Annotated in this window: 23 protein-coding genes; 3 read left to right on the top strand and 20 right to left on the bottom strand. The window is 45.2% G+C overall.

The annotated features are described in order from the left end of the window. Positions 1 to 77 precede the first annotated feature (77 nt). From bshC to MNQ98_RS08745, 9 genes are all read right to left on the bottom strand, one after another. A complete protein-coding gene (bshC, locus tag MNQ98_RS08785) occupies positions 78 to 1,709 on the bottom strand; it encodes a bacillithiol biosynthesis cysteine-adding enzyme BshC (protein WP_241932835.1) in 1,632 nt (543 codons plus the stop codon). A 353-nt stretch (positions 1,710 to 2,062) separates the two neighbouring features. Further along, entirely contained in the window at positions 2,063 to 3,001 is a 939-nt protein-coding gene (locus MNQ98_RS08780; RefSeq protein ID WP_241932834.1) for an ABC transporter ATP-binding protein, read from the bottom strand. Beyond that, positions 2,998 to 3,993: an ABC transporter ATP-binding protein gene (locus MNQ98_RS08775; RefSeq protein ID WP_241932833.1), complete on the bottom strand. Its 996-nt coding sequence runs from the start codon at positions 3,991 to 3,993 to the stop codon at positions 2,998 to 3,000. The genes MNQ98_RS08780 and MNQ98_RS08775 overlap by 4 nt, the downstream gene beginning before the upstream one ends. A 13-nt stretch (positions 3,994 to 4,006) precedes the next feature. Continuing rightward, the gene (locus tag MNQ98_RS08770; protein WP_241932832.1) at positions 4,007 to 4,957 is read right to left on the bottom strand and encodes an ABC transporter permease; all 951 of its coding nucleotides are present in this window, start codon (positions 4,955 to 4,957) and stop codon (positions 4,007 to 4,009) included. A gap of 4 nt (positions 4,958 to 4,961) precedes the next feature. Beyond that, positions 4,962 to 5,894, bottom strand: a complete 933-nt coding sequence (locus tag MNQ98_RS08765) for an ABC transporter permease (protein ID WP_241932831.1) — start codon at positions 5,892 to 5,894, stop codon at positions 4,962 to 4,964. Between the two features lie 209 nt (positions 5,895 to 6,103). Then, the gene (locus MNQ98_RS08760; protein WP_241932830.1) at positions 6,104 to 7,768 is read right to left on the bottom strand and encodes a peptide ABC transporter substrate-binding protein; all 1,665 of its coding nucleotides are present in this window, start codon (positions 7,766 to 7,768) and stop codon (positions 6,104 to 6,106) included. 148 nt (positions 7,769 to 7,916) lie between these two features. Further along, entirely contained in the window at positions 7,917 to 8,291 is a 375-nt protein-coding gene (locus MNQ98_RS08755; protein ID WP_241932829.1) for a DUF3397 domain-containing protein, read from the bottom strand. A gap of 11 nt (positions 8,292 to 8,302) precedes the next feature. After that, entirely contained in the window at positions 8,303 to 9,268 is a 966-nt protein-coding gene (locus MNQ98_RS08750) for a ketopantoate reductase family protein (protein ID WP_241932828.1), read from the bottom strand. Positions 9,269 to 9,403: 135 nt separating this feature from the next. After that, positions 9,404 to 10,054: an RsfA family transcriptional regulator gene (locus MNQ98_RS08745; protein WP_241932827.1), complete on the bottom strand. Its 651-nt coding sequence runs from the start codon at positions 10,052 to 10,054 to the stop codon at positions 9,404 to 9,406. A 345-nt stretch (positions 10,055 to 10,399) separates the two neighbouring features. Here MNQ98_RS08745 and MNQ98_RS08740 point away from each other — a divergent pair, with 345 nt between their 5' ends. Both MNQ98_RS08740 and MNQ98_RS08735 read left to right on the top strand, forming a co-directional pair. After that, positions 10,400 to 10,636: a DUF2626 family protein gene (locus tag MNQ98_RS08740; RefSeq protein WP_208915064.1), complete on the top strand. Its 237-nt coding sequence runs from the start codon at positions 10,400 to 10,402 to the stop codon at positions 10,634 to 10,636. A gap of 213 nt (positions 10,637 to 10,849) precedes the next feature. After that, on the top strand, positions 10,850 to 11,956 hold the full coding sequence (locus MNQ98_RS08735) for a coiled-coil domain-containing protein (protein WP_241932826.1): 1,107 nt from the start codon (positions 10,850 to 10,852) through the stop codon (positions 11,954 to 11,956). Positions 11,957 to 12,091: 135 nt separating this feature from the next. On the opposite strand, the gene MNQ98_RS08730 is transcribed toward MNQ98_RS08735, so the two are convergent. The 8 genes from MNQ98_RS08730 to MNQ98_RS08695 form a co-directional block, all read right to left on the bottom strand. Beyond that, positions 12,092 to 13,327, bottom strand: a complete 1,236-nt coding sequence (locus MNQ98_RS08730; protein WP_241932825.1) for an extracellular solute-binding protein — start codon at positions 13,325 to 13,327, stop codon at positions 12,092 to 12,094. Positions 13,328 to 13,745: 418 nt separating this feature from the next. After that, positions 13,746 to 15,077: a PhoH family protein gene (locus MNQ98_RS08725; RefSeq protein ID WP_241932824.1), complete on the bottom strand. Its 1,332-nt coding sequence runs from the start codon at positions 15,075 to 15,077 to the stop codon at positions 13,746 to 13,748. Between the two features lie 292 nt (positions 15,078 to 15,369). Continuing rightward, on the bottom strand, positions 15,370 to 15,822 hold the full coding sequence (locus tag MNQ98_RS08720) for a pyridoxamine 5'-phosphate oxidase family protein (RefSeq protein ID WP_241932823.1): 453 nt from the start codon (positions 15,820 to 15,822) through the stop codon (positions 15,370 to 15,372). 76 nt (positions 15,823 to 15,898) lie between these two features. Next, positions 15,899 to 16,981 (bottom strand): LCP family protein, encoded by a 1,083-nt coding sequence (locus MNQ98_RS08715; protein ID WP_241932822.1) that lies wholly within the window; start codon positions 16,979 to 16,981, stop codon positions 15,899 to 15,901. A gap of 146 nt (positions 16,982 to 17,127) precedes the next feature. Further along, positions 17,128 to 17,424, bottom strand: a complete 297-nt coding sequence (locus MNQ98_RS08710) for a YlaH-like family protein (RefSeq protein ID WP_208915069.1) — start codon at positions 17,422 to 17,424, stop codon at positions 17,128 to 17,130. A gap of 70 nt (positions 17,425 to 17,494) precedes the next feature. After that, on the bottom strand, positions 17,495 to 19,336 hold the full coding sequence (gene typA, locus MNQ98_RS08705) for a translational GTPase TypA (RefSeq protein ID WP_241932821.1): 1,842 nt from the start codon (positions 19,334 to 19,336) through the stop codon (positions 17,495 to 17,497). A 144-nt stretch (positions 19,337 to 19,480) separates the two neighbouring features. Continuing rightward, entirely contained in the window at positions 19,481 to 19,990 is a 510-nt protein-coding gene (locus MNQ98_RS08700) for a hypothetical protein (RefSeq protein ID WP_241932820.1), read from the bottom strand. A 212-nt stretch (positions 19,991 to 20,202) separates the two neighbouring features. Further along, on the bottom strand, positions 20,203 to 20,856 hold the full coding sequence (locus MNQ98_RS08695) for a TerC family protein (RefSeq protein ID WP_241932819.1): 654 nt from the start codon (positions 20,854 to 20,856) through the stop codon (positions 20,203 to 20,205). Between the two features lie 127 nt (positions 20,857 to 20,983). On the opposite strand from MNQ98_RS08695, the gene MNQ98_RS08690 reads away from it, so the two are divergent. Further along, positions 20,984 to 21,676 carry a TerC family protein gene (locus MNQ98_RS08690; RefSeq protein ID WP_241932818.1) on the top strand — a complete coding sequence of 231 codons (693 nt, stop codon included), beginning with the start codon at positions 20,984 to 20,986 and terminating at the stop codon, positions 21,674 to 21,676. 155 nt (positions 21,677 to 21,831) lie between these two features. Here MNQ98_RS08690 and thiI read toward each other — a convergent pair whose 3' ends face one another. The 3 genes from thiI to MNQ98_RS08675 form a co-directional block, all read right to left on the bottom strand. Then, positions 21,832 to 23,070 (bottom strand): tRNA uracil 4-sulfurtransferase ThiI, encoded by a 1,239-nt coding sequence (gene thiI, locus MNQ98_RS08685; RefSeq protein WP_241933875.1) that lies wholly within the window; start codon positions 23,068 to 23,070, stop codon positions 21,832 to 21,834. A 12-nt stretch (positions 23,071 to 23,082) separates the two neighbouring features. Further along, positions 23,083 to 24,234: a cysteine desulfurase family protein gene (locus MNQ98_RS08680; RefSeq protein WP_241933874.1), complete on the bottom strand. Its 1,152-nt coding sequence runs from the start codon at positions 24,232 to 24,234 to the stop codon at positions 23,083 to 23,085. A 216-nt stretch (positions 24,235 to 24,450) separates the two neighbouring features. Continuing rightward, positions 24,451 to 25,179 carry a lytic transglycosylase domain-containing protein gene (locus tag MNQ98_RS08675; protein WP_241933873.1) on the bottom strand — a complete coding sequence of 243 codons (729 nt, stop codon included), beginning with the start codon at positions 25,177 to 25,179 and terminating at the stop codon, positions 24,451 to 24,453. Positions 25,180 to 25,269: the final 90 nt, after the last annotated feature.

Genomic DNA, 25,269 nt, shown 5'->3' with positions numbered 1-25,269 from the left:
ACAGCCTCCCTATATATGAATTATGCAGTACTATAACATATCCAAGCTCCAGGCTTAAGCCTGTGCGGGAAAATGAATCAAAGATATACGGCCCGGTGAGAACCAGAGTCGTCATAAGGTATGACCATAAGGTCATCCAGCAGTGACATTCCGTATCGATTTAAATAGTAAAAAATGTTGTACACTCTCTCCTGCGGACGCCCCATAGGAACAATGGAATGACTCAGCAGCTCCCATTGCCTTAGTGAAGCACTATGCTGCTGTTCCAGCGCCTCCTTTGTTTTGTTCAGAAGAAAATCCATCTGAGCCAGTATTCTATCTTTATTGCTCTGTCCTAATTTTGTCAGTCCCGGTTGTACACTGCTCAAGTCCTGTAACAAAGGCTCGTAAAGCTGGTTGAAAGACTCCTTTGTCTCCCGGAAGCGCAGGTCCAAGTCGAGCCCGTTTTGACCCGACAGCCATTCTTGACGCTTATCCTCAAGATTTACATATATATCCTGAAACGTCAATTTATATTTTTCCATATACTTCTGGGAAGTATTTTCGATAAGAGTAAAAGACATCCGTGGCAAGATCAGCGGCATTTCAAGCCCCATCTCTGCAAAAGCATACCTTGTGATGGCCCAATAGGAAATTTCACCTTGTCCTAATACCGTTCCAAGGACAGGCAGCAGAGAATCCTGCATTAGCGGACGCGTAAGCACGTTGTTGCTGAACCGCTCCGGATGCTCCGCCAATTCTGCAAGCAGCTCGGCTTCCGTCATGGAGACGAAACCTCTTCTATCTGCAAAAACTCCGTTTTCTCTAAATAGAAGAAGCCGTTTATTATCAAACAGGTAGAACAAGTTCGCACCGTTCACAGGAACATCCGCCTGCAGCTCATAGCCAAGGCCTGTTATGTCACGAGCTGCTAACTGGTACGATTGACCTAACGATTCATTTTGTCTGATCAGTCTTTCAAAGACGGGAGCTTCCAGGGACCTAAGACATGGATCGGCGGAATCCAAAAGAACGAGACCATACTTGCCAAACAGCGTTCCCATAAGCTTCGCGAATGCATCGCCTAGCCCCTTAGAAGTCTCTGTGGACTGACGAAGTAAATTCATTATTTCCGGTTTGAATTCACTGTCCTGAAGCAAGTGCTGAAGCTCATCCAACGCCTGCTTCCATTGTCCATCCTCAACCGGGGTGAAGCTTACAGAAGTTCGAGCCCCTGCGTCGCCGTCTATTTTAATCTTGGTCACCTCAAGATCTGCTGACAAAACGTGCGTATGGTTTACTTCATCCCAGTCGTGGTCTTCCCCGGCAATCCAAAATACAGGAATAACCGGCCGTCCCAATCTTTTCTCAGCCTCCCGGGCTGCTTGAATGATGGTAACCGCCTTATGCACAACAAGCATAGGTCCGGTAAACAAACCGCTCTGCTGTCCACCGGTAATGACCAAGGTACCATCCTGCTCTAATAAATCGAGAGATTTATGTACCGCATCATGCTGATTATATTTTTCATTATATGACCGAAGACTATCAACCAGCGCTCTGCGGCTGATTCGTTTCTCCTCGGAATGATCCAGCCATTTTACACGCTGCTCCCAGCTGCGCTCATCACGATGGTTCCCACCATAAAAACCGCTCACTTGCTCGAAGCGGCCGATGTAATCTTGTGCCAGAAGCGATCCGCCGGATAATGGCTCCGGAACTATATTCATGAGGTATGCCTCCTATTCTGCTTCAACCTAACCGGTCAACTTACTTTATTAAAGCCCTTATTGATTGTACCGAAAATTGATGTTCTCCGTCAAAGGGAAAAGAAAAGGGTTTGTCTAAAAGTGGATTTTTAGAATAATAACAGAGACATCTTTTAGAAAAAAGCAAAAATGATGGCCACACGAGGATTTGATATGCTGTGTCCCCGAATTTCTTCCGTAGAGGAATAATTCAAGAAATTCGGGGGCAAGAGCGATTGTAGGAACGACTCGTACTCGTAGCATCTACGATAGACAAAAAGGGCGTCCTAGGTCAACGGACCTTTTAGGACACCCCACAATACATATTTGCTCCCTTAAGCGTAGGCTTTGGCAACCCAATGGCCTTTAGAAACTTCCACCAATTCGGTATCTTTTTCATCAAGGACAACGGTACCGTCTTCACCTTTGGCTGCAGAAATCGGTCCTTGCATATCATTTTCCATGATCAGGCGCTTCTTGTTAGCTTCGATCTCCGGATCGGGAATCGGGATTGCCGACAGCAGCGTCTTGGTATATGGATGAATCGGATTCGCATATAACTCTTCGCTATCTGCAAGCTCAACCATCTTACCAAGATACATAACAGCTACGCGATCACTGATATGCTTAACCATAGACAAATCATGAGCAATAAAGAGGTAAGTCAGACCAAGACGGTCCTGCAAATCTTGAAGCAGATTGACCACCTGCGCTTGTATTGACACATCCAGTGCCGAAATCGGCTCGTCACAAATAATAAACTTTGGATTTACCGCGAGCGCGCGCGCAATACCAATCCGCTGACGCTGACCACCCGAGAATTCATGCGGATACCGCGTAGCATGGTCGCTGTTCAAGCCGACCATATCCAGCAGCTCCTCGACACGTTTTTTCCGTTCAGCACGGCTACCGGCCATACCGTGGATATCCAGCGCTTCCCCGATAATGTCAGTGACCGTAAAACGTGGATTCAACGAGGCGTATGGATCCTGAAATATCATCTGCATATCACGGCGCATCGCCTTCATTTTTTTCGGCGGAAGCTTGTAAATATCTGTTCCATTGAACGTTACGCTTCCGGCAGTAGGTTCATACAGACGGAGGATTGTCCGTCCTGCAGTTGATTTACCACAACCGGATTCGCCTACCATGCCGAGGGTTTCACCTTCACGGATGTAGAAGTTGAGATTGTCTACCGCTTTTAGGATATTACCTTTTCCGACATTAAAATATTTTTTCAATCCATTTACTTCAATTAGGTTGTTGCTCTTCATGATGACTGAGCCTCCCCTGCCATCGGATGAAGGTTCCAGCAGCGCGCCGCATGCGTATCGCTGAACTCCGTTGTATCCGGACTAATTCGTTCGCAAATTCTCATCGCTTCATCACAACGGGCGCAGAACGCACATCCCGCCGGAGGTTTAATAAGATCGGGTGGTGTACCGATAATCGGGATAAGCGGCTCATCCTTCTTCTGGTCCAAACGTGGCATGGAGCGAAGCAGTCCCTTGGTGTAAGGGTGCTTAGGATTTTTGAAAATCTCCCACTTCGTTCCCGTTTCTACGACCTCTCCAGCGTACATAACGATAACCCGGTCACACATACCGGCTACAACACCAAGGTCATGCGTGATCAGAATAATGGATGTGCCTAGACGCTCCTGCATGTCTTTCATGACATCCATAATCTGAGCCTGGATAGTTACGTCAAGCGCGGTTGTTGGCTCGTCCGCAATAAGCAGTGCAGGATTGCAGGCAAGCGCAATCGCGATCATGGCACGCTGGCGCATACCACCGGAAAACTCATGCGGATATTGGCTGAAGCGTTCTTCCGCATTTTTGATGCCGACAAGCTTGAGCATTTCAATAGCCTGTTTTTTCGCTTCGCCCGCAGACATGTTCTGGTGTTTAATGAGCACCTCGGTAATTTGCTTACCTATCTTAATAGTAGGATTCAGGGAAGTCATCGGATCTTGAAATATCATTCCGATATCTTTACCACGAATCGCTTCCATTTGTTTGTTACTTTTCTTGAGAAGGTCCTGACCTTGAAAAATGATCTCTCCTTTTTTAATCTCTGATGGCGGGGACGGAATCAGACGCATGATTGTCTGGGCGGTAACACTTTTACCGCTGCCGGATTCACCAACAATGGCAACCGTCTCCCCTTTGCCAACTTCAAAATTCATGCCGCGAACAGCTTTAACTTCACCGCCGCGTACACGGAACGAAACGTTGAGGTCTTTAACCTGCAAAATTGGTTCCATACCTTCCCACCTCCTATTTTTTCAGTTTCGGATCCAGTGCGTCACGCAGGCCATCACCGAAAATGTTAAATGCGAGCATCGTCAAGCTGATAAAGAGGGCTGGGAACAGCATCCGCCAAGGATAGTACATCCAGCCGGACAAAGCATCGTTAATCATGGAGCCCCATGAAGCGACCGGCGCTTGAACACCCAAGCCAAGGAAGCTCAAGAAAGCCTCAGCAAAGATCGCATTCGGCACGGACAGAGTCAACGTAACGATAATGGGACCGAGTGCGTTCGGAATTAAGTGACGGAACAAGAGCCTTGGAGCGCCAGCACCCATAGAACGTGAGGCCAGCACATACTCCCTGCTCTTCAGTTGCATAATTTCTCCCCGCACAATCCATGACATGTTAATCCAACCGGTAATCGTTAAGGCAAGTATGATCGTACCTAAACTTGGTTCAAATACGACCAGGAGCAAAATTGTAACTAAGAGATAAGGTATCGAGTACAAAATCTCTGCAAATTTATTCATGAACTCATCGATACGACCACCAAAATAGCCCATTACACCGCCGTAAATGACACCAATCATAAGGTCAATTGCCGCCGCCGCAAGTCCGACGATCAAAGAGATACGCGCGCCCATCCATGTACGGACAAACACATCACGTCCCAAATCGTCGGTGCCGAACCAGTGCTCCGAAGAAGGAGGCATATTCGTATTCATGAGATCATTTGTTTCATAATCAAATTTCGAGATCATCGGGCCGATGATGGCCATAATAGTGATCAATATCATAATAATCAAACCGGTCATGGCAAGCTTGTTCTTGCGCAATCGTTCCCAGGAGTCACGCCAAGCCGACAAGCTTTCACGCTGAATGACTTCGGATTGCTTTTCATCAACGCCAATCTTTTGGAAATCTTCAGGTTTCAGGTTTTGTGCCGCGGGATTCAGCATCGTCTGTTCTGTCGTCATCGTGTTAGCCCTCCTTCCCGCCACTCAGTTTAATACGCGGATCTACGAGTACATAGGCAATATCCGTCAAGAAACGAGCAAGCATCAACAAGATTCCGTAAAAAATCGTAATTCCCATAATTACCGTATAATCGCGGTTTGTAATACTATTCACAAACTGTTTGCCGATACCGCCGATACCAAAGATTTGTTCAATAACGACCGAGCCGGTAATAACGTTTGCCGTCATTGGACCAACATAGGTAACGACTGGCAGAATACCGTTACGAATGACGTGACGGAACATAATAGCAAACCAGTTTAAGCCTTTTGCTTTAGCGGTCTTAATATAGTCTGAATGCAATACTTCAAGCATGCTTGAACGGGTCAAGCGCGCGATAAATGCAATCGGTTGAGCAGATAATGCCATCACCGGAAGAACATAATCCAGCGGGCCGTCAAAACCCATAACGTTAAACAATCCTGCCTTTTCAGCCAAAACATATTGAAGTAAGGAAGCCAGCACGAAGCTCGGTACCGCGATACCCAATACGGAAACAATCATCGCAACGTTATCGATCAGTTTGCGGTGATATAGAGCTGCTAGCATACCTAGCAGTACGCCAACAATGACAGAAACGACAATCGCTATTAGACCTAGTTTCAAGGATGGAGCGAATGTTTCTGTAATGATATCGGTAACGCTTTGGTTTTGCTGTTTCATGGACAATCCAAAGTCACCCTGCACTATATTTCCCAAGTATTTCGTGTACTGCTGAAAAATCGGTTTATCCAAATCATACTGCTCCATCAGCCTCGCCAATATTTCAGGCGAAGGCTTTTTTTCTCCCATAAACGGATCACCCGGTATGGCTTTCATGAGAAAAAAAGTGGCTGAGATCAGTATGAATAACGATACAAGCATGTAAAAAAACTTACTCGCTACATACCTCAGCATCCCGCATCCCCCTAGTTGATAGTTGTTCTATGCCAAGTCTAGTTTTATTGTAAACAACACTAGAACGAATAATCAATTCTATAAGTTCCACCAAACAAAACAAGATTTGGAAAAAGTTCGATCAATACAAAAAAATCGGGATATATATGAGGTGAATCCCCACATATATATCCCGAGTAGTAGTCTTTCATACAAAGTTCTACGAATGACTACTCAATGTATGCACGTGTGAAATCAATATCACCTTTGTAATCAAGAGTAAGACCTTTGACCCAAGGTTTAACCAAAGATACGTTGGAATAGTAGAACAACGGCAAAACTACTTGATTATCCTGAACCAGAATTTTTTCAGCATCTGCCATCATTTCCATGCGCTTTGCATTGTCACTTGAACTGTAAGCTTCGTTCACAAGCTTGTCATACTCTTCGTTTTTAAAGCCGCTGTCATTGTTACCGCTCTTCGATGTCCACATATCAATGTAAGTCATAGGATCGTTATAGTCTGCGCCCCAACCTGAACGAGCGATTTGATAATCGAGATTTTGACGATTTTTCAAGAAAACGCCCCACTCTTGGTTTTGAACCTTAACTTCTACACCAAGATTTTTCTTCCACATATCGGAGACTGCAAGTGCAATTTTCTTATGGCGATCATCGGAGTTATGGATCAGTGTAACTTCAGGCAGAGTAGTGTAGCCTTCTTCCTGCATACCTTGAGCAAGCAGTTTCTTGGCTTCATCCAGATTTTCTTCGAAATACTTATCAGATACTTCTGTACGATACTCTTCTTTTACACCTTTAATACCCGGAGGAACAAAACCGAAAGCCGGGATTTCTCCAGCCATTGTGATCTTCTCAGTAATTGCTTTACGATCTAATGCCATCGAGAAAGCTTTACGTATGTTCACATTATCAAACGGCTTTGCAGTCGTGTTGAAAACATAAAAATACGTAGAGGAGATACCTTTAATATTCAGCTCTTCTGGAAGCTCTTTCTTCACAGCGTTCAACTGATCGGTAGGAATGCTACCTGTTGGCTGTCCTGCATAGTCCAGCTCATTATTCCGGTAGCTTGAAAGTTCTGTAGCAGAGCTATTTACAATGCTCATTTCTACTTTTTCCAATTTAACGGACTTGTTGTCCCAATACTGATCATTTTTGACCAGTTCAATTTTTTGTCCCTTTGTAATCTTAGACATTTTGAAAGGACCGTTACCAATCAATGTTTCCGGTTTCGTTGCCCATTTATCATTGTCCTTCGCAGATGAATGAATTGGGTAATACGTTTGGAAAGACATCAGATTAAGGAAGTACGGAGTAGGATTCTCAAGCGTAACTTCGAGTGTATGGTCGTCAGTTGCTTTAATGCCTACTTCAGTAGCGTCTTTAATGTCGCCAAGGTTGTATGCTTCTGCATTTTTAATGTAATACAGTTGGTAAACATACGGAGGAGCAGGAGTGAACTTTGGATCCAATACACGTTTCCAAGCGAATTCAAAGTCTTTCGCGGTTACAGCATCGCCGTTACTCCACTTAGCGTCTTTGCGGAGTGTGAAGACATATTTCAGACCGTCTTCAGAAATTTTCCATGATTCTGCTACGGCAGGTACGGGCTCACCGTCAGTACCTTTACGTACGAGACCTTCGAACACAGCGTTAATAACCGTGTTGGACGCATTGTCTTGAGATTGTCCCGGATCCAATGTAGGAGGCTCGGAAGCGAAATTCATACGGAAGACTTGTTCTTTAGGTTTTCCGTTGTCACCTTTGGCGCTCTGGTCATCGTTTTTGTTGTTGGATCCGCATCCGGCCAACACCGTACCGATGGCAAGAATCAGCGTCAAGAGTAGCAATAGGCTTTTGTGTTTCTTCATCTTGCAGTTTCCCCCTCATAGATTTTAGGTATATGCTTACCGATTATACAACCAGTGGTCAAAAAAATCCATTAAAAGCCCCACAGAAATATCTCCCTGTGAGGTATCTGACACATGATTGTAAAAGTTTTCTTATAATACTTTTCCCTTACATGACTTTAAATATGTATTGGACCAATCCAAAAAATGTAAAAATTATGTAACTTATACTCATCGTTACAAATGCTAGCCGCCAAACGGCACGCAGCAGTCGCTTTCCGTCAACCTGCCCCTTCCAACGGTTTTGAGCCCCCCCGATCAATCCCGCCGTTATCAGGAGCAGAAGTAGAATTAAGTAAAACCCGAATTGGGTTTGGAACAAGATATTAAACAGAGCCGATACGGAAATAAATAAAAACACAGTAGTTACATCCATTGCAAGTCTTATCGCCTGTTTCTTGTCTTTCTTGCGCAGAGTAACGATCAAGTAAACCAGAATGAAAGGTATGACGGGTACAACACTCATAATAATGAGAAGATCCATTCTCACGCCTCCTAAACATGAATACCTTCTATCAGCCGCCATATAAGACGGTGGACCGGTGTGGATACACCAACACGTTCCGCCATACGGACTATACTTCCGTTTATCGATGAAACTTCTGTCGTACGTCCTTCCAGGACGTCCTTGAGCATCGAGGACGTGTTACCCGAAGTGGCTTGACACACTTGAAGTATTTGCTCCCACAGATCGGTCTCCCAGGGAATATTACAAGCCGAATATACGGCAATACCTTCTTCATAGAGTTCCTTCATAAGGTGCATACGCTCCTCAGATTCCAGAAGCTCCCCGTTCGGAATCCGCCATAAGGCGGTTAACGGATTGATTACGGCATTCATCAACAATTTCCGATAGATCATGATATCCAATTCTTTCGACAAAAAAACGTCAAATCCTGCTCTTTCCAGCTGAACAGCGAGCGCTTTTTCAGATTCGCTTCCCTCAGAAGGATCTGCCTTCTCATTATCCGAAAAAGAACCCCCCGCTTGTCCAACCCAGGTTGAACCCTGTCCAGCATGCATGACTTCCGAAGGTCCGCTTCGCTTTGCGCCTTCAGTCGTCACTGCAGCATACAGTGACCAGGCAGGCAGCTCTCGTCTCAACCTTTCCATGTGACCCGTTCCGTTCTGAAAACAAAGGAGTCTCCGGTGTTTCGACGAATAAGGAGCAAACAGTTCTTCAACCACTTTGGTTATTCCCGTCTGTTTGACCATCAGAAATATATAATCATCTTCACCCGCCCCTCCAATCTCATGATATCTTGAGATTGGCTCTGCCTGGAAAGATTCAGACGGAACATGAATTGAATCTTGCTCCCTTATAACCGTAATTCCGTTTGAGCGCAGCTGCTCAGCCTGCTCCTTGCTGCGGCACCAAAAAGTTACATCCACTCCGCTGGCAGCAAGTCTGCCTCCGTATAACAGCCCCAGTGAACCTGCGCCAATAATATGAATGGTCATTTGTGAAATCCCCCGTCCATGTATGTCATATCAACTTCTAGTATATATCAAGAACATTTCAGACCATACAAATAACCCGTTCCGGCGCATCCATAATGCGCGTAGAGCGGGTTATAAGCCTATGCCTTCTTCAGGCTATTCAATTCGTTCGAGATTACCGTTTGCATCCATTTTGAAACGGGTCTTGAGCTCTTCTTCCTCTTCATTTAAGAAAGCAAGTCTTCTAGCCCGATCCATAATTTGAATCAATGCCTTGTAATCATCATTGACGACATGATAGTCTGTCTTCACTTCACTAACTTCTTTCAATAGACGAGCATTCTCTCCTCGGAGTTTAGCCAGCTCTTCTTCCTTCTCGCGCAGATTTCTCTCAAGCATTTTGTACTGGCGTCCGCTTTCCTGCAGTCCACCCTTCCATTGGCGGAGGAACCGGATTACCGCATCGATAGATAATGTTTCTTCACTGGCTCCCTCACTCTTATAGCTCTCCTGCTCGAATTCAGCATGGACCAAACCTGCCACTTGAGGTCCTGTAGATGTTGGCTGTTTCTTGTAATAGCTTCGTTTTTGACGTTGAGATTTCGCCAAACTAATCGCTTCCTCGTATTTCTTGCGCACACAGCTGTTCCACCTGAAACCACAGGCAGCTGATGTCCGGCCGATCCGTTCTCCGACCTCTTCAAATGCTGCTAACTGTGTACTGCCTTCCCGAATGTGACGAAGGGTCACCTCCGCTAAAATCAAATCATCCTCTGCGCTCCATGCATCCTGTCTCACTGCTGACATACCATAAAACCCTCCTAACGACATCCTAAAATAACCGTCTTCAATACCGCACAACTCGGTTGCTGAATAGGGTATAAAAACTGCTTAATTCATTTCTATGCCTCTCATAGAGTTCATAGAATCTATTTGATACTAAAATGTATTTCCATTTTAAATACAGAACATACACCTACAGTGGGATTTGTAGTAAAAATACGACTCCACTCCATATTTCAAGTACATAAATCACATTTATTCGAAATTTCAGCTTGATTTCGCCAGTTAGACATTTACACGATTTTACCATGACGTTATAATGTACATAGCAATAAGCATTGTCCGTACATATGAGAGGAGGATATGATCGTGGCACGCATGTTTCGAGTACTCGGTTTTTTCACACTGACCATCGGTTTGATGGCTTTTGCCGGGGGCTTGGTTGAAATGGCTCTGCTGTTCTTCCTGCAGACGGCGTTTTTCGTGATCCTGGGATATTTGAACTTCACGGAGAGAACCTATATTCTTCTCTTCTGGGCTTATATGATCGTGACCTTTACCGGCTTCAGCTATTGGACGATCTTCGAAATGGGCTTACCACTCTAACATCCCAGCTTATGAAAACAGATAAAAAAGCGATCAGGCAGTCTTTTGCCGGTCGCTTTTTTAATGCGCTTACATACTGCTTCATCTGAATTAATGGCTATATTTAAATAAGACAAGGGTTGATATTTAAGCACTACACGTCATATATTGGTTAAAATGAAGGGATTGCGTATTCCTGAGAAACCAGACATTTTTATCAAGGGGGATACCCGTTTGATTGCGTATAAACCACGCCTATACATAATACTTTTCCTCTGCATGCTGCTTATCACTGGTACCGTTGTAGGTACCAAAACCGCATTTGCTCTTCCTGAGACGACAGCAGTCGACTCGGAAGAAGCACGAAAGCTGCTTGAGGACAGCCTATCTATTGTGGAAATCGATCATGAGATCGAACGAATCGGAAAGAGACAAAAAGAGCTTGAACAAATCCAAAACTCTCTGGAGACCAAAATATCAAACATCGAACTGCAAATCCAAGAACGCCAAGAACAGGCCGGTATCGTTCTAAGGGCTTACTATATGGGAGAGCGTGAAAGCCTACTCAACCTGCTTCTGTCTGCACAAAGTCTAACCGGATTTTTCAGAATACTGGATTTTTACGATCTGATCATACAAAATGACCAAGCCATCTTAAGAGCTTACAATCAACAGTATAAAGAGCTTGTGTCTGCTCAAACGAAAGCTTCCCGTAATGCGGACCAGCTGACGGAAGTTAAAGATAACCTTGTCAAGCAGAGAGCGCGTGTGCTGGCACTGGAGGAACAGGTGAATGGGGCACTTGCTTCCAGCAGCAATCCCCAGGCTATGGCTAAGTTAATCGAGGAATTTACGTTGTATTGGGAGAACGTCGGTATCTATGAGGTTAAACGCCACTTTCAGGCTCTGGCTGGTGCAATGAATAACCTTCCTGCCTTTATCCAGGGCAGCAAAAATATGCTTAAGACGAACGGAAAAGAATATACGATTAACATTAATGAAAATGATTTAAATGAATTTTTGAGGTCAGAGGATGAATTGTTTAACACCTTTGCATTTCATTTTGACGATGGAAAAATATCTGCCGAGGGAGAAAGCGGTAACTTATCACTTCTCATTGAAGGACGCTATACCATCATAAATGATCCCGAGAACGCTATTATGTTTCAGATCGACAAGCTTGTATTCAATCGGCTCGAACTGCCTGATACGACTCGGCAAGCACTCCAGAACGAGTTTGATATGAACTTTTATCCCAAACAGCTCGTTTCCTTCCTAAAGGCAACGGAGGTTAGCACTGATAATAAGGTCCTGTTTGTTAAACTTGAGCTCGACATGTAAGAAGAACTCTATCGACGCATCTCAAAGAAGACAGACCGCATTTAGCGGTAATTTTTCTTACGAGCCTTACTCCGAAGTTTATACTTTCTTATCTCTTAAAAAGAAAAGCTGCCGAAATCGGCAGCTTTTCTTGAATTATTTAGATGAAACCTTATACTGTTCCCGAAACTCTTCTACAGTCATATGACCGTTCAAAAGGTCACTCACTGACCTCGAATACATTAAAAAGCCGTCCCAGCGTCCGAAATCCAGTTTCACAGCTTCTTCACGTTCCAATAGCGATCGAAGCCGGTCCAAAGATTCTTTCCAGCTCTCTGAACGATTGATAGCGCTGTCAGTAATACTGTAAAAATCGGATAACGCCGGTAATTTACCTGTACTTTCAGCCCATTTACGCTCCATTTCTTTCGATGTCATCTCAGAAACCCAGGCCATTGCAAGCTGAGATGACTCGCTCTGAGAGGTTACAGCAACACTTCGGGAACGAACAACAGGTTTTCGTTTTTCCGTACTGTAGTCTGGAAGCCAAAGTCGATATCCCTCAGGAAGGTCCCTCCTAAAAACTGAATAAGCTGCGATAACGACAGAAGCGTTATCGCCTTCTATCTCCTCCATCAGAGCCGCTACGTCATCTGTCAGCTTGAGCCAGGAAGCACCCGTAGGAGGAACCAGCATGCTCAATATTTCTTTGTGCGGTCTTGCAGGATCACCACTCAGTGCACTTACAGCAGCAGCAAATGCATACGGATCTTCCGGATCCAAGACAAACAGAGGTTTATTTCCCATGCTTTTCTTGAAATCCTGCCAACTCTTACGGCTGGATGGCAGCTCAGAGACCGTTTCTTCATCCGCTTGCCAAGCAAGTACATAAGGATCCATATCAAACGGAATCCCCCACTGATAACCGTTCCACTGAACAGACGAAAGCAAGCCCCCCAAAAGCTGAGAATCAGGCACAACAGCTTGTGAAGCGTCTATTGGGCGTAAAAACCCCTTAACCGCGAGCGATTTAATCCAGTGGCTGTCAATGAATAAAACATCAGGACCTTCTCCAAGGCTCATTTTTTGAATAAGAGATTCCTCACTAGAACCTAACGTTTCCAAAGGAATAATCTCAACCTCTGCACCTGTCTTCTCCATGAATTGTTCGTTCATCTGATGAAGTGTATCGAGCTCAGCATCGTCCATCTGAACAGCAATTTGTATCGGTCCCAAGTCACTCTCCGGTGTATCAGGCGTTTGTGATGGCGGGACAGGTTCTTTGCCAGGAGGATCACTGCCTATATGTTTAGTAAATTCAAAGCTCGGAGATAGGCTGGTTAGAGAAAAAAGTAATATGGCAAAAAGAAACCAATAGTTTTTTCGTTTCATACCTTCTCCTTTCCTTCTTGAGCTCTGTCCTTATTTTACCAGACTCATAGGGCTCTTGTCCTACTTTTTTTGTAGATAAACAAGACCATTTTTTACTAGCGCAAGAAGCCGAGTTACCTTAAGTCAGATCAAAATCAAAAATATGGGTGTTCTAAAAGGTTAGTTGATCTGGGACAACCCTCGTTTGTTATGAGACGCTACGCGTACGAATGATTCCTCCAATCTCTCTTGCCCCTGAATTTCCTAAGTGATTTCTTAGCGGATTGGGTCTTATTTGTGGACAAAAACCAAGCAGGCCCCCAAAGATAAATTCCTCGGGTGACCTGCTTTTGCTTTTTTCTGAGAAATATCCCTATATTCATTTAAATACTTTTGAGACATCTTCGTCCAGATTGTATCATTTCCCGGAAAATAGAGTTTACAGCAAATCTGCCGCCAACTGGGCCAGCTTCGACCGCTCGCCTTTCGTCAACGTGATATGACCACTCAGACTTTCCTGTTTAAAGCGCTCAACAACATAAGTCAACCCGTTACTAACAGCATCCAGGTAGGGATGGTCAATCTGCTCCGGATCTCCCATCAAAATAACCTTGCTTCCTTCCCCTGCACGAGAGACGATCGTTTTGACTTCATGTCGGGATAAATTCTGGGCCTCATCCACAATAATGAACTGGCCTGGAATGGAGCGTCCTCTTATATAAGTCAGTGCCTCTACTTGAATACTTCCAAGCCCCATTAAAATTTTATCAATATCGCCTGCTTTTTTCGTATCGAACAGAAATTCCAGATTATCATATATCGGCTGCATCCACGGGCGAAGCTTTTCTTCTTTTTCACCGGGTAGATAACCGATATCTTTCCCCATAGGAACGACAGGCCTTGCGATCAGCAGCTTTTTGTATTTATGGTCATCCTCTACTTTACACAAACCGGCAGCTAGTGCGAGCAGTGTCTTGCCTGTACCCGCCTTGCCTGTTATCGTAACCAATGGTATATCATCATTCAATAATAGCTCTAAAGCCATTCTCTGTTGAGCATTGCGGGCTGATATGCCCCACACCGGATCGTTGCTGAGATAAAGAGGCTCCAGCCTTGTCGTATCCGAGTTTACACGAAGCAATGCCGACTTTCCGCTTCCCATCTCGTCTTTCAAAATAACAAATTCATGTGGAAAGAGGGTATACGGAAGCTGAAGAGGCTTAACTGGTAATGAACGATAGCTGTAAAACTCATCTATTACTGATGGGTGTACCTTCAGAGTTGTATGGCCTGCATACAACTCACTCGGGTCCGCTGTTCTGTCAGATAAATAATCCTGGGCTGTCAGACCAAGCACATCCGCTTTAATTCTGACCAGCACATCCTTGCTGACCAACACGACAGGACGCGAATTTTCTTTAGGTTCTTCCTCCAATTTATAATTCAAAGCGACGGCCAGAATCCGATTGTCGTTCGAGGCCTCGCAAAACATCTCCTGTACCTTAACAAAGCTGCGGTGGTTCAGCTCAACCTTGAGTCTGCCTCCGTGTTGTAATGGAACACCATCATGCAGTTGTCCCTTCTCCCTGAGTCCGTCAAGCAGACGTGATACAGAGCGGGCATTCCGTCCGAGCTCATCGGCATTTCGCTTCTTGGAGTCGATTTCTTCAAGTACAACAGCGGGAATGACCACATCATGCTCCTCAAATGCAAAAATTGCATTAGGATCGTGCAACAGAACGTTGGTATCCAGTACAAAAATTTTTTTCATCGTATCCCCTCCACTGCTCCTTCATTACACACATCCACCACATTATCGAAGCAAACCCCGTATAGTTCGTTCTATGCTGTATGAAAGGACAAAATGAACCTTTGAGACTGCTATGCTCAAGTTATTGGCCAGGGCGCGCTGCTGTATTACTAACCATCACCTCCTTTCAGAATACATCAGGCTTGCAATAAATAGGCAGTTTACGACAACAGCTGTCAATGTAATGACAGAGTCCGTACTTGCCACGCAAAAATCTGCAAAAACGTACAAAAAAAGCCCAGTGATATCATCACTAGGCTTTTCGCATGGCAACAAAAACTTGTCCGTCAAGCTTTTCGGCTGCGCGCTCATCATAAATTTTAACATACTCAGGAGATGCAGCTAATTCAATACCATGAAAAAGTGCATTCCTCACCGCTTCAACATGAATGTCGAAACAACACATTTCAAAAGGTACTTCATCCAAAGGATCCTGACGAACTTCGGCACGGCCTCCGATAGCAAATACTTGCCTGTCTCCATACACCGTTACGGTCACAAGTGGATTTTGCTTGAGATTGTTCACAAGCCGTGAACGATGATCAATCGCTAACCGGAGTGTGAAAGGATCTACCGCATAAATCCATGAAATAACGCTCGAAGTCGGGCCGCCGGATACAGCATCCACTGTATTTAGCAATACGAATGTTTCGGGCTGCAGTTTCTGCATCAAAGCTTCCGTCAATTGCGTAGTGGGTTGGGACATTACACCGGCCTCCTAAACAATGAACTTTCGTTTGTTACATTGTATTATATCACAGCGTAAAACTTGCCTTCAATTGTCACGGCTTAGATGCGGATTCCGTATTTGTACCCTCCGGTTCACGGGTATGCTTGCCGGCCAGTTCATCTTTCAATGCTTGCTTCGCTTTCGTCAGCTCACTGTCGCTAATATAAACGAAAGGACTACGCCATTCGCCAGTAAGCGGCACAAATTTCACATCTTCTTTTTTAATGTCGTAATACGCCATGATCATATTTTTAACCTGATCTTTTTCAAGATCGGTCTTCATATTGTCGTCAACCGCATCAAGTACATTAAACGCTTTTGTTGCTCCACCGAACGACTTCATTCGGTCGATCAGAGAATGAAGCACCTCACTCTGACGGGCATTCCGGTCAAAGTCGTTGGACTCCTTAGTCTTCGGCTTACAGTTCATCGACTTCCGGTAGCGGACATAATCCAGCGCTTGCTTTCCATCAAGCTCTTGCGGACCGACCTTCAAATTTATATCGGTTCCGTCCACAGAGTCCCGGTGGCACATGTTATATTTCACGTCCACGTTCACTCCACCGAGGGCATTAACTACATCACGGAATCCCTGAAAGTCAAGAACGGTAACGTAGTCTATATCCACATCCAGATATTTCCCAAGCATCGTCTTCATTTGGTCTTCGGCAAGAATACCACTCTTCTTTTCCTGCGTCTTGAATATAGGATAGAAAGCATTCAGCTTCTGGTTGGATTTATAACCTTCCAGCTGCAAGCTTGTATCTCTTGGCAATGATATCAATGTGGCTGAATTCGTCTCCGGATGCATCGAAACGACCATAACCACATCCGTAAGATGAGTCCCGGTTTCCGGCCGATGGTCCGTACCAAGCAGGAGCATCGTGATCGGTTTGACCTTAGCTGACTGCTCCGGGGCTACCTTATCATTATTACCGGTATCAAGTATACCGTTCTCAACCTTGAGATATAAACTTCCGGCATAAACCGCAACTCCTAAAACCGCCAATAGCACAAGAATCAGAATAATTTTAAAAAATGATTTCACACCGCTTTTTTTCTTTGGAGGCGGCTTTTTTTTGCTCTGTCCCCCGCTTTTTGCTCTCGGAGGTAGATTAGATTGACCAGAACTCATATCATAACACCTTTTTTCATTCAATTTAGAGGAATGTCCGATAAACACCCCAACAAGGGGCATTTACCGGACCATGTGTACTTCTCTCTCTTTTATAAACGAGGGTGACTGGCAAAAAGTTTCCGGATCAACCGGCAGGGTAAAATTTAGCGTGTTTTCGCTTCCGTCTGAGATTTCCTTTTCTGACGGTCCTCTACAAAATAGCGAATCCGAACCATCAACATCAGCGCCACTGCAACGAGCAGACATTGGATAATCGGCAGTTTGTCAACTTGAAAGATGAGCAGCATGCCGGAGCCCAGTGCCATCAGGATATACAGGAGAATTTCTTTCAGAAGCGGAAGCTTCTGCTTCACCCGGAACACCTTGTTGTACACGTAAGTAATAAGCACAAAAATGATGATATAGGAAATGAGAGGATGCGCGGCAAACCAGACTTGCATAACAGGTTCACTCCTTTACGATAGGAAACACATTCAGCGACTTCTATATTAGAGAAGGTTGCTCTCTCTATTATAGATTCGATTCCGCCATTTTACGATGCTTTTCTGCACGTTCGCGTTCACTCTTGTTCAAAATCTTCTTACGAAGACGAACGGACTTCGGTGTAATCTCACAATATTCATCGTCATTCAGGTACTCTAGCGCTTGCTCCAATGAGAACATACGAGGTGTTTTCATCTTAACAGTATCGTCCTTCGTAGCAGAACGTACGTTAGTAAGCTGCTTCTCTTTGCAGATATTTACAACGATGTCGTTATCACGAGTATGCTCGCCGACGATCATACCTTCGTAAACTTCAGTGCCTGGCTCCAGGAACAGTGTTCCACGGTCTTCCACGGACATCATGCCGTAGAATGTCGTCGATCCGTTCTCGGTTGAAACCAGAACACCTTGGTGACGTCCGCCAACCTGTCCACCATGTAGCGGTCCGTAGCTGTCGAAAGCATGGTTCATCACACCATAACCACGTGTCAGTGTCAGGAAGTGAGTACGATAGCCAATCAGTCCACGAGCAGGAATCAGGAACTCTAGACGTACCTGACCGTTACCGCTGTTAACCATGTTAACCATCTCGGCTTTACGGGAGCCCAGACTTTCCATAATCGCGCCCGTGCTGTCTTCAGGCACATCGATCATCAGACGTTCGATCGGCTCCATTTTGACACCGTCGATTTCTTTTACGATAACTTCAGGCTTGGATACCTGCAGCTCATATCCTTCACGGCGCATGTTCTCAATCAGAATACTGAGGTGAAGCTCACCGCGACCAGATACAATATAAGCATCCGGGCTGTCTGTCTCATCCACACGAAGGCTGACGTCTGTTTCCAGCTCTTTAAAGAGACGATCACGCAGTCTACGGGATGTAACCCATTTACCTTCACGTCCTGCAAACGGACTGTTGTTAACGAGGAACGTCATTTGCAGCGTAGGCTCATCAATCTTAAGCACAGGAAGGGCTTCAGGATGCTGAGGATCTGCAATGGTTTCGCCAATGTTAATGTCTTTAATACCGGAAATGGCAACAATGTCTCCCGCTCCCGCTTCAGCGATCTCTACACGCTTCAAACCTTGAAAACCAAATAGCTTCTCAATACGAGCAGTCTTGCTGGAACCGTCACGCAGCATTACGGTAACCGCTTGTCCTTGCTTGATAATACCACGATTTACGCGGCCAACAGCAATACGACCCAAATATTCGTTATAGTCCATCAACGTTACGAGGAACTGTAAAGGCTCGTCTACTTTCTCGGTTGGGGAAGGGATATGCTCGATAATCGTTTCGTATAGAGCGAGCATGTTGTCGTCCTGTTTCTCTGCATCAAGACTTGAAGTACCGTTCAGTGCGGATGCGTACACAACTGGAAACTCCAATTGTTCGTCGTTCGCGCCAAGCTCGATAAACAGGTCCAGAACTTCATCTATAACTTCCGCCGGGCGAGCTGCCGGACGGTCGATTTTGTTAACAACAACAATAGGAGTCAGGTTGTGCGCAAGCGCTTTGCCAAGCACAAACTTCGTCTGAGGCATACATCCTTCATAAGCATCAACAACAAGTAATACACCGTCAACCATCTTCATGATACGTTCCACTTCGCCGCCAAAGTCAGCGTGGCCTGGAGTATCAACAATGTTGATTAGAAAATCTTTATACGTTATGGCCGTATTTTTGGCCAAAATGGTAATCCCGCGTTCACGTTCCAGGTCATTCGAGTCCATCGCCCGCTCCTGCAAAGTTTCGTGCTCCCGGAAAATACCGGATTGCTGCAGCAACTGGTCGACAAGCGTCGTTTTTCCATGGTCAACGTGGGCAATGATTGCGATGTTGCGAATCTGATCTCTAGATTGCATAAATATATCTCAAATCCCTTCTTTTCGAATGAGCCACCCAAAGAAGCGCCAGGGCGTTAATGCCAACCGACGCTTCAACATAACCACTATATTATAGGTAATCTGATATAGAAATCAAGTCTTTTCAGAAAATTTCCAGCAAAATTACCACCCGCGGCTCCATTTTCCGCCTTTCGTCCGGTTACGTCCATAAATAAGCCAGATCCCTGCTGCGATCAACACAAGCGCGATAATATAAAACGCTCCAGTGTTCAGCCAAGTGAAAATAAAGATCACAACGGATAAAAGCATCAGACCAAGTGCCGTCGGAAATACGGCCCCGGGCCGGGGTCTCTCATAAAGATAATACTCATATAGACCTACTGCAATACCCAAAATAAGGATCGGCCACAATGAGTGCATCAGATCCCATCCCCAGAAACTGCAGATAAGGAACAGCACTCCATAAACCGTAAGAATTCCGCCGGGGATCAGGATCGCTGCTGACGCACGACGGCCAAAAAACAATACATGAAGAAGCAGACCCGGTAGAAGCAGGACTATCGGCCATAAGGTACGGCCCAAAAACCCGAACACTCCAAGCTTACCAAGCAAAATTACAACGCCTGCCGTAACGATAAACAAACCGAGCATTAAATCTTTTTTGGAGGACATCTCATCACCCTCTTTATTTAATATGTACAATCGCTGCTGGTTTCACTAAGATAATGTACTTATCTTAATCTTATCCGAAACCGACAAAAAAAACCATATCCTGAGCTTGTACCCCATAAAAAAACGTTGGACTCGATTCACAATGGATAAAAAAAGGGAGCCCTAGGATCTCTTTGGACCTTGTGGGCATCCCCGTTCTATAACATACAGCCTTACTTTTTTAACATTTTTAATCCGCTTAAGCCTATGACCAAGAGCGCCAACATTGCAGGTAAAATGCTATGGGACTGAGGTACCCAGTAGGCAATAAGTAGTCCAGCCTTGGAATCCTGAAGTAGCATGTCCCCTGCCGTATAAGCAAGAATTCCTGCCCCGATATACAGCAGTATCGGAAATTTCTGAAGTAACTTTGATATGATACCGCTTCCCCACACGACAATTGGGATGCTAAGTAGGATACCGATCATAATTAAAGCCAAATCACCGTTCGCAAGGCCTGCTATCGCAAGAACATTATCCAGACTCATTACAAAATCCGCAATAAGAATTGTATTGATCGCTTTCCACACAGACGAAGATTCAGTGACACGGATACCGCTATCATGCTGGTCCGCCAGCAGTTTAAATGCGATCCACAACAAAAGTAAAGCCCCTCCGGCTTGTAAATACGGTACCTTAAGAAGCAATACGGCAACAAACGTGAGAACACACCGCAGTAACACTGCACCCAATGTGCCGATCCATATTGCCCTTTTCTTATGTTTCTCAGGAAGATCCTTACTCGCCATAGCAATGACCAAGGCGTTGTCACCGCTTAGCACCAGATTAATGATTAATATTTGTCCTAACAGCCATATCGTCTCCACCCTGACAACCCCCCCACTTAACACATATGAGCGGTGTGTGCAGGCTATGCTTGCACGATTGAAAAAATAGGCCTATAATAAATCCACTTTGTTTAGGTGGAACCGTAACACAAGAGGAGTGACAAACATGGAAACCACAACTGTGGAATTTTTCTTGGCCTTAATCAACATCGTGTTCTTAGATCTCGTCCTAGCTGGAGATAACGCCATTGTCATTGGCCTGGCTGCCCGAAATCTTCCACCGGCTACTCAAAAAAAGGCAATTATCTACGGAACTGCCGGTGCTGTTATTCTCCGGATTATTGCTACCATTCTCGTAGTCTGGCTGCTTAATGTGCCATGGCTAATGCTGGTAGGAGGAATTTTGCTTGTCGGAATTGCGTACAAGCTTCTGACAGATGAGAACGACCATACGGATATCAAGGCAGGGAAAAACCTGGGCGCTGCTATCCGTACAATCATCGTCGCTGACGCAGCTATGGGTTTAGATAACGTTATTGCCGTAGCAGGTGCAGCGAAACATAATACACTTCTCGTCATCATTGGTCTTCTAATCAGTGTTCCTATCGTTGTTTGGGGCAGTACGCTATTTATCAAACTGATCAACCGGTTCCCTTGGATCATCTATCTAGGAGCAGCGGTATTGGGATTCACAGCCGCCTCAATGATCACGGGCGAAAAACATTTTAAAGCGTTTTTTGAATCCCACTCCCTTGTGCGTGGTCTGTTCATTGCAGCGATTATCATGGGTGTTCTAGCTGCAGGACATTTCAAAAAGAAATCTAATCGCCGTCGCCGTGAACAAACTAGTACTTCGTGAACCATAAGGTACCTCAATAAAGACAATCCGCACTTAGCGATAGTTTTTTTGCGAAATAAGGATGCCGTTTACTCCGAAGTTTATACTTTCTTACCTCTCAACTAAAAGGACTTCCCTACCATGGGAAGTCCTTTTGTTATATCTTGGATGCAATTCTAGAACCATTTCTCTTTAACAACATCGTCCTGAATCTCTTCAAGATTCCGGTCTAAACTCAGCTCCGGTGTTACAATAATGGTCTCCGTCTGCTCAACAGCTATCTGAATAAGTTCAGACAAGGCTGGTAAGGAACTTTCCACTTTTTCCACGATCCGAAGGTTAGGGTTCGTTGTCGGTGATTTCGGGACAAACAATGTACAGCAATCCTCGTAAGGTAAAATAGAGGTCTCATAAGTTCCGACCTGCTTGGCCAGATTCACAATATCATTCTTGTCGGTCGTTATAAGCGGACGAAGAATCGGCAGTTCAGTGGCTCTGCCAATGACATTCATGCTAGGCAGCGTCTGGCTGGCTACCTGGCCTAAGCTATCCCCCGTTACGAGAGCGAGCGCACCTTCACGTTCAGCAAGCATGGTAGCAATGCGGAGCATTGCACGGCGCATGAACGTAATAATCAAATTATCCTGACCAATGCCAGTGAAGGATGTCTGAACTTCGGTAAAAGGTACAAGATGAAGCTTGATGTGGCCCGCATAACCGGACAATATTTTCGTCAGATCAATAACCTTTTCTTTGGCCAATTGGCTCGTGTATGGATAACTGTAAAAATGCACACATTCAATTTCCAGCCCCCTTCGCATAGCAGACCAAGCGGCAACTGGACTATCGATCCCCCCCGACAGAAGCAGCATTGCCTTTCCGTTCGTCCCGAGCGGATACCCGCCGACGGCTGGAATGACCTCGTAATAAAGATAGGTTTGGTCCTCGCGGATCTCAATCTTGAGCTCAATGTGCGGATGTTTTACTTGCACTTTGAGTTGTGAGTACGTTCGAAGCAGAGGAGAACCAATCAGATGATTCATCTCTTGAGAAGAATGTGGGAAACCCTTCCATACACGTCTCGCATTCACCTTGAACGTTGTCTCGTCCGAAAGATCAGTCTGCCCTATAAAATCAACTGCAGTCTTGACAATTTCATCAAGCTCCGACGGACAGACTCGGACAGGACTAACAGAGACGATTCCAAAGACCTTTTTGAGCACTCCGGTTAACTCTCCAGCCGGTTCCCCGTTCAACTCCACATATATTCTTCCATACTCCCTCAAGATTTTAGCTTTAGGGTATGCCTTTAGTAATGATCTTACATGCATAAGCACAGATTTCTCAAAACGGTTGCGGTTTTTCCCCTTCAGGGTAAATTCTCCGAAACGGAGAAGCAGCATGTCATAGGTTATATTCAAATGGTTTTACCCCCTCTTAGCGCTTAAAGGTCGAAGCTTATCGGCTGATTGGCGGAGAGCAATAACCAGACGATTCATATCGTCATCCGTGTGCTCCCATCCCATACTGATACGAATGCCACTTGCGGCTATTTCCTTATCTTTGCCCATAGCTTGTAAGACCCGACTTGGTTCACTATTCCTGGATGAACATGCCGATTTAGTCGACACAAGCATTCCGAGTTCCTCCAATGTATGAACCAGCACCTCCGGCTTTAAGCCCGGGTATGAGAAATGAACAATGTGAGGGGCCCCCTTCTCACTGCTGTTCAGTACAAAGTCTGGAATACTCCGGATTTCATTCAGAAGCAGATTACGCAGCTTGCCTATTTTATCATAAAAGGGTTCCTGGCGCTCTTGTGCCAGTCTCATTGCCTTCGCAACAGCTACTGCCGAAGCCACATTTTCGGTTCCGGGTCTCTGACCATTCTCCTGGGAACCACCAGCCAATAGAGGAAACAACTTTATTCCCTGTTGTACATACAAAATCCCCGCACCCTTCGGTCCTTTGAATTTATGCGCAGATAATGTATATAAATCTACCTTCCAATCCTTTAACGAAACGGAAAGCTTACCGAAGCCCTGCACACCATCCACATGGAACAATGTCCGGCTGTTCTTTTCCTTAACCAATTTTCCGATCTCGTCCAGAGGCTGAACCGCTCCTGTCTCATTATTCACATGCATTATGCTTACCAATACGGTATCTTTTCTGATCACAGATGCAACCTGAAGCGGATCGACTACCCCATACTCGTCTACAGGAACATATGTAATTTCCCACCCTAAACTTTCGAGCTGTCTACAGCATTCATAAACCGACGGATGCTCCGTTTTCGTTGTAATTATATGCTGTCCCCGGGAGCGGTAGTGCATCGCTACTCCCTTAATGGCTATATTATTTCCCTCAGTCGCTCCTGAAGTAAACACAATCTCGGACGACTTTACATTAAGCGTTCCTGCACATACTTCTCTGGCCCGCTTCAGCAGCTTAGCCGCATCCTCGCCAGCCTGATGAAGAGCTGATGGATTACCATAATACTGATTCATGATCTCTGCCATTGTCTCCACAACCTCCTTGTAAGGTGGGGTTGTGGCCGCATGATCCCAATATAACATCATTCAGTCTCCTTCCTGTTACCACAAGAAGAAACGCCTGCGACATCCTACATGAGGATGAAGAGCGTTCCTTCGAGAAATATTAGAATATTTATACGTGAAATATATAAATTCCAATAATTGCACAAAAAGATCAAACGGTATAACCGGCTATGGCCTGTGGCCCGCCGTTTACTCCCCGTTTGATCCTTTCCATCGCCATATATATATCAGAGGCTATACCTCATATTTCGTACGTGCATTCATTACCTTACGAATATATGCCTGTGTCTCCGAAGGAAGTTGATGTGCTTGAGCAATAAGCTCTGCATCACTGGATACACCCAAACGTGTAACGCGGGAAGGACCCGCATTATAGGCAGCCAAAGCCATGGCAATTTCCCCGCCAAACTTCTGCAGTTGATACGATAAATATTTAGCCCCGCCGTCAATATTCTGAGCCGGGTCAAAAGAATTGCTAACACCGAGTCCACGGGCTGTACCATCCATCAGCTGCATCAAGCCTTTCGCTCCCGCGGATGATACTGCGTTCGGATTAAACGACGATTCCGTATCGATGACCGCTTTGATCAGGGATGTCGGTACTCCGTATTTTTCCCCAGCCGCGGTAATTAATTCCTCGAAGCTTGTTTTTACTATAGAATCCTCACGAAGATCTGCAGCTGTTGCCGATGAAGAACCGGCTACCTGTTCAGCACCCTCACCTTGGTATTCCACTGTTCCAAGTTGCTGCCACAACAAGCCGTCTTCCCATGTAACCCCCGGGCCCAATTTAACAGTCGTCCCTGAAGAAACAGGAGCACCGCTCATCGCGCTGCTTAGTACAGATCCAAAGTCCGTGCTGTTCTCCGTTACTCCCAAACTCTCCGTCAGGCCAACAGAACCGCTTGTCATGGAACGCTGAAGCTCTACTATACTTCTTGACGTTGCCAGATCAATCTGCATTTCATTCATCACATCTTCCTCTTAGGTTTCAATTTCCATTTTACATCCTTTTGGGACAATCTGCTATACCTTTTCGACAAAAAAACAGAC

Origin of the sequence: Paenibacillus sp. N3/727 (assembly GCF_022637315.1) — a bacterium.
Taxonomy (GTDB): Bacteria; Bacillota; Bacilli; order Paenibacillales; family Paenibacillaceae; genus Paenibacillus_AQ; species Paenibacillus_AQ uliginis.
This window is presented reverse-complemented; position numbering and strand designations above follow the sequence as displayed.